The organism is Allobosea sp. OK403 (assembly GCF_900113835.1).
Taxonomy (GTDB): Bacteria; Pseudomonadota; Alphaproteobacteria; order Rhizobiales; family Beijerinckiaceae; genus Allobosea.
The window spans coordinates 45,754-62,931 of sequence record NZ_FOQV01000012.1 but is presented as its reverse complement, the minus strand read 5'-3'; the positions used below and the strand labels follow the sequence as shown (position 1 = coordinate 62,931).

The following is a 17,178-nucleotide window of genomic DNA, read 5'->3' as shown; positions in this document are numbered from 1 at the left end:
CGAGGCGCCCGTGCCTCTCTTCAGATCGCCGACCTCACTTCAGCTTGACGTCTTCGAGGCGGAAATTCGAAGTCGGCAGGACCTCGAAGCCCTCGACATTGCTGCGATAGGCATAGGAGGTGCCGGGATAAAACAGGAAGACCGAGGGCGCACCGTCATGCGCGTTCCTGATCATCTCCTGGAACATCTTGCCGCGCTCGGGCCCGTCGGCAGTGACGCGCTCCTTGTCGTAGAGCTCGTTGACGCGCTCGCTCTTCCACTCCGTGTGGTAGGCATTGGCGCGCTCGGGATTGACGATCAGGAAGCCTGCAAGCTGGTCAGGGTCGATGGTGTCGCTCGTGGCATAGGCAACGGCCATCTCGTAGTCGCCGGCCTTCGTCGTCGTCCAATGCGTGCCGCCCTCGACGAGGCGGATATCGGCGGTGACGCCGATCTGCTTCAAGGCCGCCTGCAAGGCCTGGCCGAGCTGGCGGTGCAGGGGCCGGCTGGAATCCACCAGCAGCGAGGTCTTGAAGCCGTCCTTGTAGCCGGCCTCCGCCAGCAGGGCCTTGGCCTTGGCAAGGTCGTGCGGATAGGGCTTCAGGCTGGAGTCGGCATAGGCCATCGGCGGCATCGGCGAGTTCGAGACCTTGCCCGTTCCGTAGAGCAGCGCCTTGACCAGCCCCTCCTTGTCGATCGCATAGTTCAATGCCTGCCGGACGCGCTGATCCTCGAACGGCTTCTTGCGTGTGTTCATGATGACGAAATCGGTACGGAAGACATTGGCCACCGCCGTCTTGATCTTGCCGTCGCGGCCCAGCCCTTGCACCTGGTTCAGCGGAATATCGATGGCGGCATCGACCTCGCCCGCCTGCAGCTTGAGCACGCGGCTATTGCCCTCGGGAATGACCATCAGTTCGGCGCCGTCGAGGTCGGGCTTGCCGGCCTGCCAGTAGCTGGCATTCTTCTTCAGCGAGAGGCCCTGGCCCTTGTTCCAGGCCGCGACCATGAAGGGGCCGCTGCCGATCGGCTTTTCGAAGAACGTGTCGCCGGCCGCTTCGAACGCCTTCTGCGGCAGGATCGCCGACGAGAACAGCGCGAGGTTGTTGAGCAGCGGCGTGAAGACCTTCTTCAGCTTGAGCACGACGGTCTTGTCGTCAGGGGTCTCGATCGTATCGATGCCGGAGAAGAAGCGCTTCCAGCTCGAGGCGTCGCTGCCGGCCCGCTTCAGAGAAAAGGCGACATCGCTCGCCCTGACCGGCGTGCCGTCGGAGAATTTCGCCTCGCGAAGCTTGAAGCTGTAGGTCATGCCGTCAGCGCTGACCGTCCAGCTCTCGGCGAGGCCGGGCTCCAGCTTCGTCGCATCCTTGCTCGGCCGCAGCAGCGTGTCGAAGATCAGGAGCTGAGCGTAGATCGAGGCATTGTCGCTGGTCGCGATCGGGTCGAGCGAGACGAGATCCTGCGTCTGCGCCAGCCGCAGCACGCCCTTGGCCAGGGCGCTGGACGGAGCCGCCAGCAGCGCCGGGGCAGCGAGCGCGAGCGCCACCGTGCCGGCGGACATCAACGAACGAAATGTGGTCATGCCGAGCCCCTTGATCCTGTGGCCGCTCTTCTGCGGCGGATTGCATCCTTCCACAGCCCGGACTAGTCCTTCCAATGAAACATTGGGCGAGATCTTCAACTGATTGGAATAGCAATGAGGCTGGGACCGCTGCTGACGCTGGATGCCTTTGTAAGGCTGCGCGGGACGGGCGAGGCAGCGCAGGGCCTCGGGGTCAGCCAGTCCGCGGTGATCAAGACCTTGAAGCACGCAGAGGAGGAGCTTGACCTCAGCCTCGCCGTCACCATCCAAGGTCGGCTGGTGCCGACACCGGAAGCTCTGGCGCTGGTCCAGCGAGCCCAGCCGCTCTTCGCTACGCTGCGCCGGGCCCGGCATGAGGCCGACATGATCCGCGTCGGCATGGCAGATCGGTTGAGGGTCGCGACAGTGCCGGGTCTCGCACACAGCATCCTGCCCCCGGCGATCGCGCAGACGCGCCGAAGCCTGAGCGAGGCCGTCGCCGTCGAGATCATGTTCGACCATGTCCGCGAGCATCTGGCCGCCGGCGAGGTCGATCTCGGACTTTCCTATGGGCCGATGCAGACGCCGGATATCGAGGACCTGCCGCTTGGCGAAAGTCCGCTCGTCTGCGTGCTGGCAGGCGGACACCCGCTGGCCCGGCGCCGCGAGCTGACCCGCGCGGATCTGGAAGGCGAGCGCCTCGTGAGCTACGCCCCGGACGGCGTCAGCTCCGCCGACAGCTTCCAGAGCGCTCTGATCGGAGCGGGGCTGGCGGGGCAGATTGCCATCACGGTCCGGCATACCGACACAGCCTGCCACCTCGTCCGGGAAGGGGTGGGTCTGGCTGTGGTCGACGGCTTCGTGATCAGCAGCAACCTCGTCGAAGGCCTTCTCACCCTGCCATTGGAGCAAAGCCCGCCCGTGACGGCCTATGCGCATCAGCGCCGCGGTTCCGCCCTCGGCCGCCCGGCGCGATTGCTGCTGGACGAGCTGCAGGGGCGCAGGATGCCATGAGGCCGTTCTCTCCTTCGGATGCCGCCGTGCTCCTCGCCGTGCACCGTCATGGCACGACGGTCGAAGCCTCTCGCCGGCTCCACCTGACCCAGTCGGCGATCAGCAAGATCATCGCCCGCAGCGAGGCAAGCCTCGGGGTCGCCGTCTTCGAGCGTAAGGATGGCCGATTGATATTGAAGCCGCAGGCGGTCTCGCTGATGGCAGCGCTCGCGCCGGTGGAGGAGGAGTGGCGCTCTTTGCGCGCTACGGCCACCCGCCTGCGGGCCGGCCAGGAGACGCCCTTGCGGATCGCCTCGACGCCGAGCATCGGTCAGGGATTGATCGCACGCGCCTTGAGAAGACTGACGCAGGATTATCCCCTGGCGCGTGTCGAACTCATCATGGGCGACCCGCCGAGCGAACTCTCCCGCGGCACGGCCGATCTCGGCCTGATGTTTTCGCCGCGCGTCACCGACGACATCGCTTTGACGCCGCTGGTGAGCGGCTCGATCATCGCTCTGGTGCGACAGGACGACCCGCTGGCCGCGAGGAGCCGGGCGCGGCTGGAGGATTTGCGCGATCGCCGCCTGATCTGCTTCGATCGGGAAAAATCGCCGCTCGGCTGGCTGATCGCTCAGGCGCATGAGCGCCGAGGCCTGGACTATGCGCCCGTGATGACTGTGCCCTACAGCATCTCGGCGGCACATCTGATGTCGGAACGGGGGGACGTATCCCTGGTCGACAGCCTATTGCCGCAAGCCCAGCGATTTGATGGGCTTATTCAACTTGCAATCGAGCCGGAGATCAAAATCACGGTCTGCCTGATGGCGTTGCGAAGCCGGCCCCTTCCGCGTTTGGCGAGCCAGTTTGTCAAGATCATGCAAGACACCAACGCCAGCACGGAGCAGAGTTAGCGTGGTTGATCGGGTCGCAATAACCAGCGGATCTGGAGCGTAGGCCCAGCGCCACAAGCTGACATTGGGGTGTTACCCGACAGCAGACGTTCGTCTTACCGGCCTCTCGAAAGGTCGCGTTAACGCCGCCTTCGCTATGGCTGTGTCCGTAGCTCCCGTAAACGTGTCGGTCTGCCGCGCTATCGCGGTTCGCGAGATGGCCGGGTCAGGCGCGGCGGGGACCCGACATCATGCGCGTAACGCATTTTCTGATCTGCACCATCGCGGCCGGCGCCGCAGCGATCCTGGCCAGTGGCTATGTCGCCTATCAGCAGATGCACTCACTCTCGACGGCTCGCGAGACACGCAGCCTCGTCGTCGCGTCAGAGGCTGTCAGCCGCGTCATCGAGAGCGCGGCGATCGAACGGGGCGTGATCACGCAGGTGGTCCTGGCCGCGGACCCCGACGGAAAGATCGCCGCATCGGCCAACCAGGCGGCACGTGCCACCGACGCCCGCATCACGCAGATGCAAGCCAGTTTCGCAGACACCGCCTTCGCCAAGCGTCCGGAGTTCGCGGGCCCCGTGTCCCAGATCAGCCAACGCCTCGCCGACGCGCGCAAGCTCGCCACAGCGGAGGGGGCCAGGCCACTGCAGCAGCGCGATCCAAAGGCGGCGCAGGTTTTCAGCGGCACCGTCCTCGAACTGCTGAATCAGCAATCCGCGCTCCAGCGCCAGCTCGGAGCCCGCATTGGCGATCTCAACCCAGAGGTCAGCAACACGGTTTCTCTGGGCGAACTCGCGACGACGGTGCGTGAGGCAGCCGGCAGCCGGTCGGTCCATTTCACGCAGTATGTCGGCAGCGGCATCAAACTGACGCCCGCCGCCGTATCCCAAGTCGATCGTTTGAGCGGCCGCATCGAGCAGCTCTGGCTGCTGATCGACCAGGCCGTGGCGCAGATGCAGACCAACCCGCAGCTCAAGACTGCGCTTGAGATCGTCAAGACCGGTTTCCGCGACGAAGAATCCAAAACCTATGGGACGATGTATGAGGCGGCCCGCGACGGGAAGCCGGTCGAGATCGCCCTCGCCGACTGGCGCACCTGGACGCAGAAATCGCTGGCAACCATCCTGCAGATGCGCGACGCCGCCTTCGAGCAGGCGAAAGTCGAGATCGATGCCGATCTGTCGAGCGCAGGCTGGCGCCTGGCACTCTCGCTCCTGGCGATCCTGATCGTCACCGGCGTCGTGGTCGGAATTGTTCTGTTGTTCCATCGCGGCGTGGTTCGGCCGCTTGGGCAATTGGCTAACTCAGTCGGGCTGATGCTGTCGGGCGCCGACGACGCCAGAATCCCGGCTAAGGTCAACATGGTCGAGATCGACGCGATCAGTCATGCGCTGGGCGATTTCCAGGCCAACATTCAGCGCGTCCGAGCGCTGGAGGCACAGGAACAGTTGGCGGCCGCAGCCCGTCTCGCCCGCGCCCAGTCGATGGAAGCGGTGGTCTCCGATGTCGGCGAGGTGGTTGCGGCTGCGGCAGCCGGTGATTTCTCGGCGCGTCTGCAGATCGACCAGTCGGACGAGCAGATGCAGAAGCTCGTCGCCGGCATCAACGAGATCAACGCCGTGGTGGATTCGGCCACCAGCGAGTTCGCCAGGGCGCTTTCGGCGGTCGCCGGCGGCGACCTTACGGTGCGGGTGGATTCGGCCTATCGCGGCAAGTTCGCCGAGCTCAAGGGCGCGATCAACGACACGGTCGACCGGCTGTCCTCGACGGTGCGCACCATTCAGGTCACCTCGGCCGATGTCGGCCTCGCCGCCCGCGAGATCAACATGGGCGCGGACGATTTGTCGAAGCGCACCGAGGAGCAGGCCTCCAGCCTGGAGGAGACCGCCGCCACGACCGAGGAGCTGGCCGCCAGCGTCAAGGCCTCGGCCCAGGCCTCGAAAGACGCAGCGGCCATCGCCAACGATGCGATGCATGCGGCGCAGTCGGGCGGCGAGATCGCCGGCCAGGCCGTCGACGCCATGGCGCGCATCGAGAGCGCCTCGCAGAAGATCTCCGACATCATCCGGGTGATCGACGACATCGCCTTCCAGACCAACCTCCTGGCGCTGAACGCGGCGGTGGAAGCCGCGCGGGCCGGTGATGCCGGCAAGGGCTTCGCCGTGGTCGCGTCGGAAGTGCGCACGCTGGCGCAGCGCTCCAGCGCCGCGGCCAAGGACATCTCGACCCTGATCTCCTCGTCGAACATGGAGGTCGGCGAGGGCGTCAAGCTCGTCCGCCAGGCCGGCGACCAGCTCAGCCAGATCCTCGGCCATTCGAGGAAGGTCGCCGCCACCATCGCCGACATCTCGTCGGCCTCGGGCGAACAGGCCAATGGCATCGACGAGATGAGCCAGGCGGTGGCGCATCTCGACGAGATGACCCAGCAGAACGCAGCCCTCTCCGAACAGAGCGCAGCATCCGCCGCATCCCTCTCCGCCCGCATCGGACAGCTCAACGACCTCGTCGCGGCGTTCAAGACCGGGCCGGACGCCGCTTACGCAGCGCCAGCGGTGACCAGCGCGCCGGTCTCAGAGCCCGCGCGCCTGCGCCAGCTGGCGGAGGTTGCCTTTGGGAAGACCAAAGTCCCCGCACCTCGGACGCAGGCACCTCGGACCGCCGCCCCGGCGCCCCGCCCAGCACCGGCCGCGCTCGCAAAGAAGGTTGCCAACACCCGCGCCAACGACGCGGGCTGGGAAGAGTTCTGAGCCACGCCTCTTCGTCCCAAGCAAAGACGAGATCCAGGGGCCTGGACCGGACACGGTCCAGGCCCCGTTCTTTGAAAGTCAGTCCAGCCAATCCGGGCGTGTTCCCCCTACTCGCCGCAGCCTCGGAGGCCGCATAGCTGGGAAGACGTTCGCCGCCGCCGCCGCCAGCGACGAGAGGCTAGGCTGCGAGGTGAAGTATCGTCCGCGCCTGGTCGAGCGCATCGGCCGGAAGCCAGTTACCTGGGTCACTGCTGGTGAGATCAAATTCCTCGCCCTAGACGTCTTCCCGAATGCGAAGAATTTGACCCGCACCCAACACACCCGCTCGCAAGATCCTGCGCTCGATCCACGAGGGCGCTCGCGACATGGCAAGGGACATCGCGCAGACCGACGCCTATGTCACCTCGCGGCGAGAGCGGAAGAAGGTCGAGATGCTCTTCGCCCATCTCAAGCGCATCCTGAGGCTCGATCGGCTGCGACTACGCGGACCGAGCGGCGCCAGGGACGAGTTCCACCTCGCCGCCGCAGCCCAGAACCTCAGGAAGCTCGCCAAGCTTCTGCCGAACGGGCCGCAGATCAGGGCCGCGTGAAGGGCGAAAGCGCTCGCCGGCAAATCGCAGCCTGTGACCGCCTCGCTCGCAGGCCGACTTTTTCAACGATATCCGCCAGGAGCGGACATTGAGCCGTCTGCAAGAAGCGGACGCTGGTCGTGTCCGTCTGCATAGGTCGGCCGCTTAACTCTCAGCGGCTCAATCAGCAGGCCCGTGGTCGGGCTCGGCGTACCTCGTTCGCGGCCGACGGGCCCCATTGACTTGTGACGCTTCGCTATGAAACATTCGTTTCGTTCAATCTCGAACGAGAAGTCATGCGTTCCAGAACTCAAGACACCGTTGCCCTTCTCACCGCCGCGCTGCGCCGCCTGCCGCCGCAGCAGGCCGATGCGGCGCGCTTCGTGATCGGGCGCAGCTTCGAGGCGGCGACAATGCCGATGCGCGGGCTGGCGCGGGCCGCGGGCCTTCCACCTGCAACGTTTACCCGGCTGGCCCAGTCTCTGGGCCTCCCCGGTTGGGAGGAATTGCGCGCTGGTTTGATCGCCGATGCTCGCGACGACCTCGGTGCGCGGCGGCCCTTCTCAGTCCGGCCCTTGCCAGAGGGAGGACCCGAGCCGCTCGCAGGCGCGATGATCGCGGCCGATCGGGCCATCCTCGACAATCTCGACGCAGCCCGTATCGAGCAGGCGGCGACGCTGCTGGAGGCCGCGCCGCGCGTTATCGTCGCTGGCTTCCGCAGCTGCCACGCCCCGGCGCTTCTGTTTCATTACCAGTATCGGCTGTTCCGTCCGGACACCACGCTGATAGGGGGCGGCGGCGGCGTGCTCGATGTCGAGCTCGGCGGTCTCAAGTCCGGCGACGCGCTCGTGCTCTTCGGCTTCGATCCCTATTCGCGCGATGGCCTGCTCTGCGCGGAGGCTGCGGCCGATGCCGGCGCGAAGGTCGTCGCTATCGTCGACCGCCCCGACGCGCCAGTGGCCGAGGGCGCCGCGGCGGTGCTCACCTTCGGCACGGATTCGAGCGGCTTCTTTCCTTCGCTCACGGGTTGCATCGCGCTGGTGCAGGCGCTCGCCGCGACGCTCTATTCCCGCGCGGGGGATGCGGGTCGCGAGCAGTTGCGCCGCACCGAGGCGCGCATCGCCGCCCATACGCCCTATCTCGAAACCGGGCCACGCCAGCGATGACACGACTGCTGCACCGTTCACCGGCCTTGCCGCCGCCAGTCGCCGCCGAAAGCAGCGGCATCCTCATTCGCACCGCCGACGGGCGCGCGATCATCGACGCCGCCGGCGGCGCAGCGGTCTCCTGCCTGGGCCATGGCCATCCTGCGGTCATCGCGGCGGTCCGGGAACAGGTCGGCAAGCTCGCCTATGTCCATAGCGGCGCCTTCAGCAGCGCGCCGGCGGAGGAGCTGGCGGAGTGTCTCGTCGGCCACGAACCTGGTGGGCTGAGCCATGCCTATTTCGTCTCCTCAGGCTCCGAGGCCTGCGAGGGCGCCTTCAAGCTGGCGCGGCAGTATTTTCTGGAGGTCGGCCAGCCAGGCCGGACGCACTTCATCGCGCGGCGCCAGAGCTACCACGGCAATACGCTCGGTGCCTTGGCGGCGGGCGGCAATGCGGGCCGCCGGGCACCCTATGCGCCGCTGCTGCCCGAGAGCTTCAGCCATGTCTCGGCGCCCAACGCCTATCGCCGCCCGGCCGGAACCAGCGAAGCCGATTTCGTCGATGTGCTGGAGGCCGAGCTCGAAGCCGAGTTCCAGCGCCTCGGCCCCGCCAGCGTCGCCGGCTTCGTCGCCGAGACGGTGATCGGAGCGACCGCGGGTGCGATACCCGCGCCAGCCGGCTATCTCGCCATGGCCCGTCGCCTCTGCGACCGACACGGCGCGCTGCTCATCCTCGACGAGGTGATGTGCGGCATGGGCCGGACCGGGACGACACATGCCTGGGAGCAGGACGGCGCGAGTCCGGACCTCCAGACCATCGCCAAGGGGCTGGGAGGCGGCTACCAGCCGATAGCCGCCGTGCTGATGCGCGAGCCGATCTTCGCCGCGATCCGCGCCGGCAGCGGCCGTCTCTGGCACGGCCACACCTATATGAACCACCCGGTCGCCTGCGCGGCGGCGCTCGCGGTGCAGCGGACCATCGCGTCGGAAGGGTTGCTCGACCGGGTCCAGGCGATGGGCGAGTGGCTCTCGCAGCGGCTCAACGCTCGCTTCGGCAACCATCCCCATGTCGGCGACATCCGCGGCCGCGGCCTAATCCAAGCGATCGAGCTCGTTTCCGACCGCTCGGCCAAGGAACCCTTCGACCCGGCGCTCAGGCTCAACGAGCGGGTCAAGCAGGCCGCCTTCGATCTCGGCCTTGCCTGCTACCCCTCCGGCGGCACTGTCGACGGCGTCCGCGGCGACCATGTGCTGCTCGCTCCGCCCTACATCGTCACGGCCGAAGAGATCGACCGAATCGTCGAGATCCTCGGCGAAGCGGTCGATCTGGCTCTTGCTTCCTGAAGGTTATCGCTGATGCCCCGCCTCGCCGTTGCCCGGTTCTCGCATGAAGGCAATTCCTTCTCGCCGGTGATGACCGGGCTCAACGAGTTCCGGCGTGAATGGTATCAGGGCCAGGAGGCCGAGGCTGTCTACCGCGGCACCACGACCGAGGGCGGCGGCGCCGTCGCGTTCCTCGACGCCCATCCAGAATGGCGCGGCACTTTCCTGCGCATGACGGGCGCGACGCCCGCCGGCCCCGTTACCCGCGAGGCCTACGACACGATCATCGACGAGATCGTCGCCGACCTTACGCAGGGCGAATGGGATGCGGTCTTCCTCTCGCTGCATGGGGCGATGGTGGTCGAGGGCATGGACCTCGCCGATTACGAGATCGTCCGGCGCGTGCGCGAGGCGATCGGGCCTGAGATGCCTTTCGGCGTTAGCTTCGACCTGCACGCCAATCTCGACACGCGCATCGCCGATCTCGTCACCTTCGCCGCCGGGTTCAAGGAACATCCGCATATCGACATGAAGGAGACCGCCGAGCGGGTGCTCGACGTGCTCGACCGCACGGTGAAGGGCGAGGTCCGACCCGTCGGCCACATCGCCAAGCTTGACGCGATACTGCCCAGCATCAACATGCGCACGGCGGAGGGGCCGATGGCGGAGCTGGAAGCCTTCGCGCGCGGCCTCGAATTCGATCCGCGCATCCTCGATGCTTCGCCCTTCGGCGGCTTCTCCTATGGCGACACGGTTGTCGCGGGTGCCGGCGCGCTGGTTTATGCCGATGGCGACCGGGAGCTGGCGAAGCGCGCCGCCGAGCGCATCGTCGAAGAGACCCGCAAGCGGCTCGACCGCTTCTATATCGCGCTGCCCGATGCGGCGGCAGGCATCGCGCAGGCGCTCCGGCTCGGGCCGGAGGCGCAACCCGTAGCGGTGATCGATTCAGGCGACAACCCGCTCTCGGGCGGCATCGGCGACACGCCGGAGATGCTGCGCGCGCTGCTGGATGCCGCCCCTCAGGTGCCGACCGTCTTCGCCTTCTTCGCCGATCCCGCGCTGGTCGAGCGATGTGTCGCGGCAGGCGAAGGCGCTGCGATCAGCGGCACGCTCGGCGGGCGGATCAGCACCGATTTCGGCTCGCCTGTGCCGTTCTCGGGGACTGTGCTCAAACTCACGGACGGCCATTACGCTAACAGCGGCCCGATGATGCGCGGCCTGCCGATGTCGCTCGGCCCCACTGCAGTGATCGGCATCGGGCAGATCAGGGTGATCGTCACCACTGCCTGCGGCTCGGCGCATGACCCGGCCTTCTATACGCTGCACGGCGTCGACTTCGCTCAGGTCGCGCTGCTCTGCGCTAAGGCCAAGAACCATTTCCGCGCCGCCTTCACCGCGATCTGCCCTACCATGATCGACATCGACGCGCCCGGTCCCGCTGCGCTCGATATCAACCGCTTTCCGTTCCGCCTGGCCCCGCCCACCCTCTATCCGCTCCGTATCAGGGAGGCTTCGTGATGAGACGCCGTGATTTCCTCGCCGCCGCTGCCGCGACCGCAATCGCTCGTCCGGCACTCTCACAAAGCCGCCAGCGGGTCCTGAGGTTCATTCCCCAGGCCGACCTCGCCAATCCCGATCCGATCTGGACGACCACGACCGTCGCCTACAACCACGGCTTCATGGTTTGGGACACGCCTTATGCGCTCGATGCAAACTACTTGCCCAGGCCGCAGATGGTGGCGGGCCATGAACTGTCCGACGACAAGCTGACCTGGCGCTTCACCCTGCGCGACGGCCTCGTCTTCCATGATGGCGAGCCGGTGCGCTCGATCGACCTTGTCACCTCGATCCAGCGCTGGGCCAAGCGCCGGCCGCTCGGCCAACTCATGATGAGCTTTGGCGCCGAACTGACCACCGAGGGCGACAAGGTCTTCACGATCCGACTGAAGAAGCCCTTCGGGCTGATGCTGAACGCGCTCGCCGATTACTGCTTCATCATGCCCGAGCGCATCGCCAAGACCGATCCATTCAAGCAGATCTCGGAATATGTCGGCTCCGGCCCCTACCGCTTCCTGCGCGACGAATGGAAGCCCGGGGCCGGCGCGGCCTATGCCCGGCACGAGCGCTACGTGCCGCGCCAGGACGAGACGAGCCTGCTGGCCGGAGCGCGTATCGCCCATTTCGACCGGATCGAATGGCTCGTCATGCCCGATCCTGCCTCGGCAGCCGCAGCGCTCCAGACCGGCGAGGCCGACTGGCTGGAGAGCCCGCTGCCGGACCTGCTGCCGATCCTGCGCGGCAACCCTGCGACCCGCGTGTTGCGCAACGACCGTATCGGCGCCATCGGCATGGCGGCGATCAACCACCTGCATCCGCCCTTCAACAACCGCAAGCTGCTGCAGGCGGTGCTGACTGCAGTCGACCAGAAGGAATTCATGCAGGCCGCCTTCAACAACGAGCCCGAGCTCTTCGCCACCGACGTCGGGGTATTCACAAAGGGCCTGCCGATGGACAATGACGAGGGCATCGGCATCCTCAAGGCGGATGTCGCGTTGGCGAAGAAGATGGTGGCCGAAAGCGGCTACAAGGGCGAGCGCGCCGTGTTGATGGCGCCGGGCGATCAGGCTGTGCTCGGGGCCTTCGCGCCGGTGATGGCGGCGACGCTGGAGCGCATCGGCATCAATGTCGACCATGTCACTACGGATTGGGGTACGCTGGTGCAGCGCCGCTCCAGCCAGGAGCCCATCGAGAAGGGCGGCTGGTCGATGTTCTGTACCTCCTATACCGGGCTTTCGGTGATGGACCCCGCCGTGCACCTGCCACTGCGCGGCACCGGCAAGGCCGGCTGGTTCGGCTGGCCGACCGATCCTGACATGGAGAAGCTGCGCGACAGTTGGATCGATGCGCCGGACCTTGCCGCCCAGAAGCAGATCGCCCGCAGGATGCAGGCTCTCGCCTTCGAAAACGTGCCGTTCATTCCGCTCGGCCAGTATTATTTCGCGACGGCGGCGCGTGCCGACCTTACGGGCTTCGTTCCGTGGCCCACGCCGATCTTCTGGAACGTCCGCCGCAGCGGCTGAGCGCGGGCACTCCAATGCAGTGCCGCGCCGCAAAGCTCTAGGCTGTCCGTAGCAGTGAGGCGCCAGGAGCTGACATTGGACGATTACCCGAAAACGGACGTTGCCAAGGGCTCTCCTGACTTCGGCTCCCGACCCGATCCAGTCAGAGGTGCATCGCTCGACATCACCGGTCACGATCGTTGCATGTGAAGCCTGAACGGTTGCAACTATAACAGTCTGCGAACCTTCGCGCTGGCTGCTTCGCAGCAGCTCGACAACCGACAGAGGTCTCGCGGAGCAGGATGAAGACCCTCATTGATTCCACCAATGCGCTGATCGGCGGAATGGCGGCGATACGCCGGCAATTCGGCGTGCCCGCGCAGTTTCCGCCCGCGGTCCTTGCGGCTGCGGAAACGGCTGCCCATCGCGCGCCGACCGCGCATGTCGATCGCACGGACCGGCCTTTCGTCACGCTCGACCCCGCGACCTCGACCGATCTCGACCAGGCCTTCACGATCGAGCGCAGCGGCAGCGATCTGCTGCTGCATTACGCCATCGCCGATGTCGCCTGGTTCGTCGACGATGGCGACGTGGTCGACCGGGAAGCCTGGCAGCGCGGCACGACGCTCTATCTGCCGGACGGCAAGGCCGGGCTGTATCCGCCGGTTCTCGCCGAGGGCGCAGCGAGCCTCCTGCCCGCTGTCCTGCGGCCAGCCGTGATCTTCACCACCCGGATCGACGCCGCTGGCAATGCCCATCTCGACGGTGCCGAACGGGCCGTCATCCGCAGCATCGCCAAGCTCGCCTATGACGGGGTCAAGGCGGCCGATCTGCCGGTTGATTTCGATGAGTTCGCCCGCCGTATCGAGGCTGCCGAGAGCCGGCGCGGCGCAGCGCGCGTGGACCCGCCGGAACAGGAGGTCGACGCTCTCGGCGACGGCCGCTACCAATTGCTCTTCCGCCCGCGCCTGCGCGCCGAGGAGCAGAACGCCGCCCTGTCTCTGGCCAGCAATGTCGCAATCGCGGCCGCGCTGCTGGCGGCCCGGACGGGCCTGTTCCGGGTCATGCCGGAACCGGATCAAAAGGCCGTCCAGCGCCTGCGCCAGACCGCGCGTGCCCTGGGATTGTCATGGCCGGACATGCAGTCGCTCGTCCAGTTCGAGAAGACGCTGAATCCCACCGACAGCAGCCACGCCGCCTTCATGCTGGCGGTGCGGAGGGCCAGCGGCGGTGCAAGCTATGTTCCTTATCGCGACGGCATCGTGCCCTGGCATGCGCCGATGGCGGCGACCTATGCGCACGCCTCGGCACCGCTGCGCCGCCTCGCAGATCGCTATGTGGTGCGCGCTGCGCTCGCGGTCGCGAACGGCCAGCCGGTGCCGCCGGCGGTATCGGCCGCATTCGAACAATTGCCCGCGGTGATGGCGAGGGCCGATGCGCGCGACGGGCAAATCGACCGAAACGTGATCGATCTCGCCGAAGCCCTGATGCTTCAGGGCAGCGAAGGAACCACGTTCGAGGCAGTGGTGACCGATGCGGACGAGCACGGCCTGCGCATCCAGCTCTGCGAGTTGCCCGTGGTCGCGCGGGTTCACGGGCAAGGCGGCAAGCCGGGCGATCGAATCCGGGTCAAGCTGACATCCGCCGATCCCCTGCAGCACACGATCACCTTCGAGCGAGCAGGTTGAGCCACTCTCGCCCGTTGGCCGGCGGCTACGCCGGAATGCCTGACAGCAGACGTTGTCAGAGTCTGGAACGGGCCAAACGCGGAACCTGGCGTGTTGCCTGGAAGCAGACTTTCAGGTCACGCCGATTACGGCCGTTAGAGAGCTCGCACGGGCCGACATCGCCGAGACATCACGCTTTCGAGAAGCATGTTTTCAGTTTCGATAGCTGCCCGCGAACGCTGCATCCCCCCTACCCGAGGCGAGCCGTCATTTCTGAGCGTGCTTGATCAGATTGTTGCGGAGCTTGACGACCGCCTTCTGCGTCCCGGCAAACTCATCGGCCTCCATGCCGGTCGCCTTGACCAATGTCCTCTGCGCGCCCTTCTCGCGTAGGCGGCGCCCCTCCTCGGTCAGGCTGACGATGACCTGGCGCTCATCGTCAGGGTCGCGACGGCGGCGCAGATAGCCCAGCTCCTCGAGCTTCTTGAGCATTGGCGTCAGCGTGTTCGACTCGAGGAACAGCTTCTCGCCCAGGCTCTTGACGGTCTGGTTGTCCTCCTCCCACAGCGCCACGATCGCGATCCACTGGGTATAGGTGAGGCCGAGCGCCTCGAGGATCGGCTTATAGGCCCGGCCATAGGCGAGATTGGCCGAATAGACCGCAAAGCACATGAAATCGGCGAGCTTCGGCGTTGCTGGGCCAGAGGCCTTTGATGTGGTCATGTTGGATTCGGTCATGGACGTCTCCGCGCCGGCATGGGCCGGACAGGAGCAATATAGATCGCATGCGATTAAATCGGAAGGGGTTGACAATCCGGGGCGTGTCGCCCATTTGTATCGTATCCGATTGAAGCGGATACGATCAAAATAGAAAGGACACCGCCATGACCACCAAGGTCCTCTATACCGCCAAGACCCACACCACCGGCGGGCGTGAAGGCGCCGCTCGCAGCTCCGATGGCCGTCTCGACATCGCCCTCTCCTCGCCCGGTTCCTCGGGCGCCGGCACCAATCCCGAGCAGCTCTTCGCCACCGGCTGGTCCGCCTGCTTCATCGGCGCGCTCGGCCTTGCCGCCGGCGCACGCAAGATCCGGCTTCCCGCCGACACGGCCGTCGATGCCGAGATCGATCTCGCCAATACCGACGGGGCCTATTTCCTGCGCGCCCGGCTCAACGTCAGCCTGCCCGGCATCGAGCCCGAGATCGCCCAGTCGCTGGTCGAAGCCGCGCACCAGACCTGCCCCTATTCCAAGGCCACGCGCGGCAATATCGAGGTGGAGACTACCGTCCTCTGACCAGATGCACGGCTCCGGCGACCGCACTCCCATCGCGGCAAGAGTGCGCGGCAAGGGTGCGGTGGCCGCCCGGCCTTGGCTTGCAACGCCACGCCGACGCAAATCTCGCATTAAGCAAATCTCACACTGAGAAAGAGGGCACCGATGTCCCTTTTCATCCCAGCCTATCTCGCAGGCGTGCTGACGATCCTCTCGCCCTGCATCCTCCCGGTCGTGCCGTTCATCCTGGCGCGGGCGAACCAGTCCTTCCGTCGAGATGGCTTGCCGATGCTGCTGGGGCTGGCTTTTGCCTTCGCCGCGGTGGCGAGCCTTGCAGCTGTCGCCGGGGGCTGGGCTGTCCAGGCGAACCGCTTCGGCCGCGCCGTCGCCTTGGTCCTGCTCGCCGGCTTCGGTCTCAGCCTGATCTTTCCAGCGCTCGCCGCCCGCCTCTCCTCGCCGCTGGTGGGGGCTGGATCGCGGCTGGCGGCATGGGCCGAGGGCGGACGGGCCCAGGGCGGACAGGCGGGCGTGCTCTCCTCGGTCGTCCTCGGCGTGGCCACCGGACTGCTCTGGACGCCCTGCGCCGGCCCGGTGCTGGGGCTGATCCTCTCCGCCGCGGCGTTGAGCGGGCCCGGCCCGCAGACCTGCGCATTGCTGCTCGCCTACGGCCTCGGCGCCGCCACCTCGCTCGCCGCCGCCCTTCTCGCCGGGCGGCAACTCCTCGCCCGCTTGCGGCCATCGCTGCTCTGGGTCGAGCGGGCCCGCCGGCTCGCTGGGGCCACTGTGGTCGGCAGCGTGGCGCTGCTGGCACTTGGCCTCGACACCAGCCTGCTGCAGCGCCTCTCCGCCGAACAGACCTCCAGGCTGGAGAACAGGCTCATGACAGGTATCGCAAATGTCGTTGGCGGCTTCGGGCAATCCGCCGGCGCTGCCGTCCCCGATGCGCTACCTGGTCCACTCGCTGCGCTGCTCGACAGGCAGGGCTGGATCAATTCGCCACCGCTGCGCACTGAGGCGCTGCGCGGCAAGGTCGTCCTCGTCAGCTTCTGGACCTATTCCTGCATCAACTGCCTGCGCGCGCTGCCGCATCTGAAGGCCTGGGCGGACAGGTACAAGGATCAAGGGCTCGTCGTCATCGGCGTCCACGCGCCGGAATTCGCCTTCGAGCGGGACCGCGACAATGTGGCCGGGGCCAGCATGGCGCTCGGCCTGGGCTATCCGGTCGTGCCCGACAATGATTTCCGCATCTGGCGGGCTTTCGGCAATGCCGGCTGGCCAGGCATCCATATCGTCGGCGCTGACGGCCGCATCCGCCATCAGGCGACCGGCGAAGGCCGCTACGACCAGTCCGAGCAGGTCATCCGGCGCCTGCTGACAGAGGCAAATGCGATCGACAGCGCCGGCCCCAGCCAGCCTGTCGAAGGCCAGGGCACCCAGAAGCAAGCGGATTGGAGCAATCTCCGCTCGCCCGAAACCTATCTGGGCCATGACAAGGCGGAGCGCTTCGCCTCGCCCGGCTCGCTCACTCCGGACGAGCCGCGCGAATACCGACACCCCGCCGCGCTGCCGGCCAATGCCTGGAGCCTGTCGGGCAACTGGACGGTCGGCCCCGAATTCGCCGCGCTGAACCAGGCCGGAGGCGGACTGCGCTACCGCGTCCACGCCCGTGACCTGCATCTCGTGCTGGTTCCGGGCTCGCCCGACCGCCCGGTCCGGTTTCGCGTCAGGATCGACGGCGCCGAGCCGGGAGCAAGCCACGGTTCAGACATCGACGAGCAGGGTTTTGGCACGGTCCGCGACGGGCGGCTCTACCAGCTCGTGCGCCAGGCCGGCCCGGTCACGGATCGGACCGTCGAGATCGAGTTCCTCGATCCCGGCGTGCGCGCCTACGCCTTCACCTTCGGCTGAGAACGTCGTCCCGGCGCAGGCTTCAAGACAACCGGACAATCCCAGCAAGACAATC

The 17,178-nt window shown here is 66.7% G+C and carries 12 protein-coding genes and 1 pseudogene; 11 read left to right on the top strand and 2 right to left on the bottom strand.

Annotation, left to right across the window (positions count from 1 at the left end):
- Positions 1-34 precede the first annotated feature (34 nt).
- Complete coding sequence (locus BMZ97_RS26385; protein WP_092177184.1) at positions 35-1,561, bottom strand: ABC transporter substrate-binding protein; 1,527 nt, start codon at positions 1,559-1,561, stop codon at positions 35-37.
- 114 nt (positions 1,562-1,675) lie between these two features.
- On the opposite strand from BMZ97_RS26385, the gene BMZ97_RS26380 reads away from it, so the two are divergent.
- The 9 genes and pseudogenes from BMZ97_RS26380 (at position 1,676) to BMZ97_RS26340 (ending at position 13,962) form a co-directional block, all read left to right on the top strand.
- Positions 1,676-2,554 carry a LysR family transcriptional regulator gene (locus BMZ97_RS26380; RefSeq protein WP_092176996.1) on the top strand — a complete coding sequence of 293 codons (879 nt, stop codon included), beginning with the start codon at positions 1,676-1,678 and terminating at the stop codon, positions 2,552-2,554.
- Between the two features lie 173 nt (positions 2,555-2,727).
- Positions 2,728-3,447 (top strand): LysR substrate-binding domain-containing protein, encoded by a 720-nt coding sequence (locus tag BMZ97_RS26375; RefSeq protein WP_244546603.1) that lies wholly within the window; start codon positions 2,728-2,730, stop codon positions 3,445-3,447.
- A 230-nt stretch (positions 3,448-3,677) separates the two neighbouring features.
- On the top strand, positions 3,678-6,179 hold the full coding sequence (locus tag BMZ97_RS26370; protein ID WP_092176990.1) for a methyl-accepting chemotaxis protein: 2,502 nt from the start codon (positions 3,678-3,680) through the stop codon (positions 6,177-6,179).
- Between the two features lie 311 nt (positions 6,180-6,490).
- Positions 6,491-6,769, top strand: a pseudogene (locus tag BMZ97_RS26365) (transposase); the annotation flags it as partial.
- A gap of 275 nt (positions 6,770-7,044) precedes the next feature.
- A complete protein-coding gene (locus tag BMZ97_RS26360; protein WP_092176987.1) occupies positions 7,045-7,914 on the top strand; it encodes a MurR/RpiR family transcriptional regulator in 870 nt (289 codons plus the stop codon).
- A complete protein-coding gene (locus tag BMZ97_RS26355) occupies positions 7,911-9,236 on the top strand; it encodes an aspartate aminotransferase family protein (RefSeq protein WP_092176984.1) in 1,326 nt (441 codons plus the stop codon). Before BMZ97_RS26360 ends, BMZ97_RS26355 begins: the two co-directional genes overlap by 4 nt.
- Before the next feature lie 12 nt (positions 9,237-9,248).
- Complete coding sequence (locus BMZ97_RS26350) at positions 9,249-10,733, top strand: M81 family metallopeptidase (protein WP_092176981.1); 1,485 nt, start codon at positions 9,249-9,251, stop codon at positions 10,731-10,733.
- Positions 10,733-12,295 (top strand): ABC transporter substrate-binding protein, encoded by a 1,563-nt coding sequence (locus tag BMZ97_RS26345; RefSeq protein ID WP_092176978.1) that lies wholly within the window; start codon positions 10,733-10,735, stop codon positions 12,293-12,295. Before BMZ97_RS26350 ends, BMZ97_RS26345 begins: the two co-directional genes overlap by 1 nt.
- A 281-nt stretch (positions 12,296-12,576) precedes the next feature.
- The gene (locus BMZ97_RS26340) at positions 12,577-13,962 is read left to right on the top strand and encodes an RNB domain-containing ribonuclease (protein WP_092176974.1); all 1,386 of its coding nucleotides are present in this window, start codon (positions 12,577-12,579) and stop codon (positions 13,960-13,962) included.
- Between the two features lie 246 nt (positions 13,963-14,208).
- Here BMZ97_RS26340 and BMZ97_RS26335 read toward each other — a convergent pair whose 3' ends face one another.
- A complete protein-coding gene (locus BMZ97_RS26335) occupies positions 14,209-14,679 on the bottom strand; it encodes a MarR family winged helix-turn-helix transcriptional regulator (protein WP_210188340.1) in 471 nt (156 codons plus the stop codon).
- Between the two features lie 146 nt (positions 14,680-14,825).
- Between BMZ97_RS26335 and BMZ97_RS26330 the strand changes: the two genes are divergently transcribed.
- Positions 14,826-15,236, top strand: coding sequence for an organic hydroperoxide resistance protein (locus BMZ97_RS26330; protein ID WP_092176971.1), 411 nt, complete (start codon positions 14,826-14,828; stop codon positions 15,234-15,236).
- A 144-nt stretch (positions 15,237-15,380) separates the two neighbouring features.
- Entirely contained in the window at positions 15,381-17,123 is a 1,743-nt protein-coding gene (locus tag BMZ97_RS26325; RefSeq protein WP_092176968.1) for a redoxin domain-containing protein, read from the top strand.
- The last annotated feature ends 55 nt before the right edge of the window (positions 17,124-17,178 follow it).

Excerpts from the sequence above, each read along its gene's own strand:
- BMZ97_RS26385 (WP_092177184.1), bottom strand. The coding sequence starts at position 1,561 with ATGACCACATTTCGTTCGTTGATGTCCGCCGGCACGGTGGCGCTCGCG.
- BMZ97_RS26380 (WP_092176996.1), top strand. The coding sequence starts at position 1,676 with ATGAGGCTGGGACCGCTGCTGACGCTGGATGCCTTTGTAAGGCTGCGC.
- BMZ97_RS26370 (WP_092176990.1), top strand. The coding sequence starts at position 3,678 with ATGCGCGTAACGCATTTTCTGATCTGCACCATCGCGGCCGGCGCCGCA.
- BMZ97_RS26360 (WP_092176987.1), top strand. The coding sequence starts at position 7,045 with ATGCGTTCCAGAACTCAAGACACCGTTGCCCTTCTCACCGCCGCGCTG.
- BMZ97_RS26355 (WP_092176984.1), top strand. The coding sequence starts at position 7,911 with ATGACACGACTGCTGCACCGTTCACCGGCCTTGCCGCCGCCAGTCGCC.
- BMZ97_RS26350 (WP_092176981.1), top strand. The coding sequence starts at position 9,249 with ATGCCCCGCCTCGCCGTTGCCCGGTTCTCGCATGAAGGCAATTCCTTC.
- BMZ97_RS26345 (WP_092176978.1), top strand. The coding sequence starts at position 10,733 with ATGAGACGCCGTGATTTCCTCGCCGCCGCTGCCGCGACCGCAATCGCT.
- BMZ97_RS26340 (WP_092176974.1), top strand. The coding sequence starts at position 12,577 with ATGAAGACCCTCATTGATTCCACCAATGCGCTGATCGGCGGAATGGCG.
- BMZ97_RS26335 (WP_210188340.1), bottom strand. The coding sequence starts at position 14,679 with ATGACCGAATCCAACATGACCACATCAAAGGCCTCTGGCCCAGCAACG.
- BMZ97_RS26330 (WP_092176971.1), top strand. The coding sequence starts at position 14,826 with ATGACCACCAAGGTCCTCTATACCGCCAAGACCCACACCACCGGCGGG.
- BMZ97_RS26325 (WP_092176968.1), top strand. The coding sequence starts at position 15,381 with ATGTCCCTTTTCATCCCAGCCTATCTCGCAGGCGTGCTGACGATCCTC.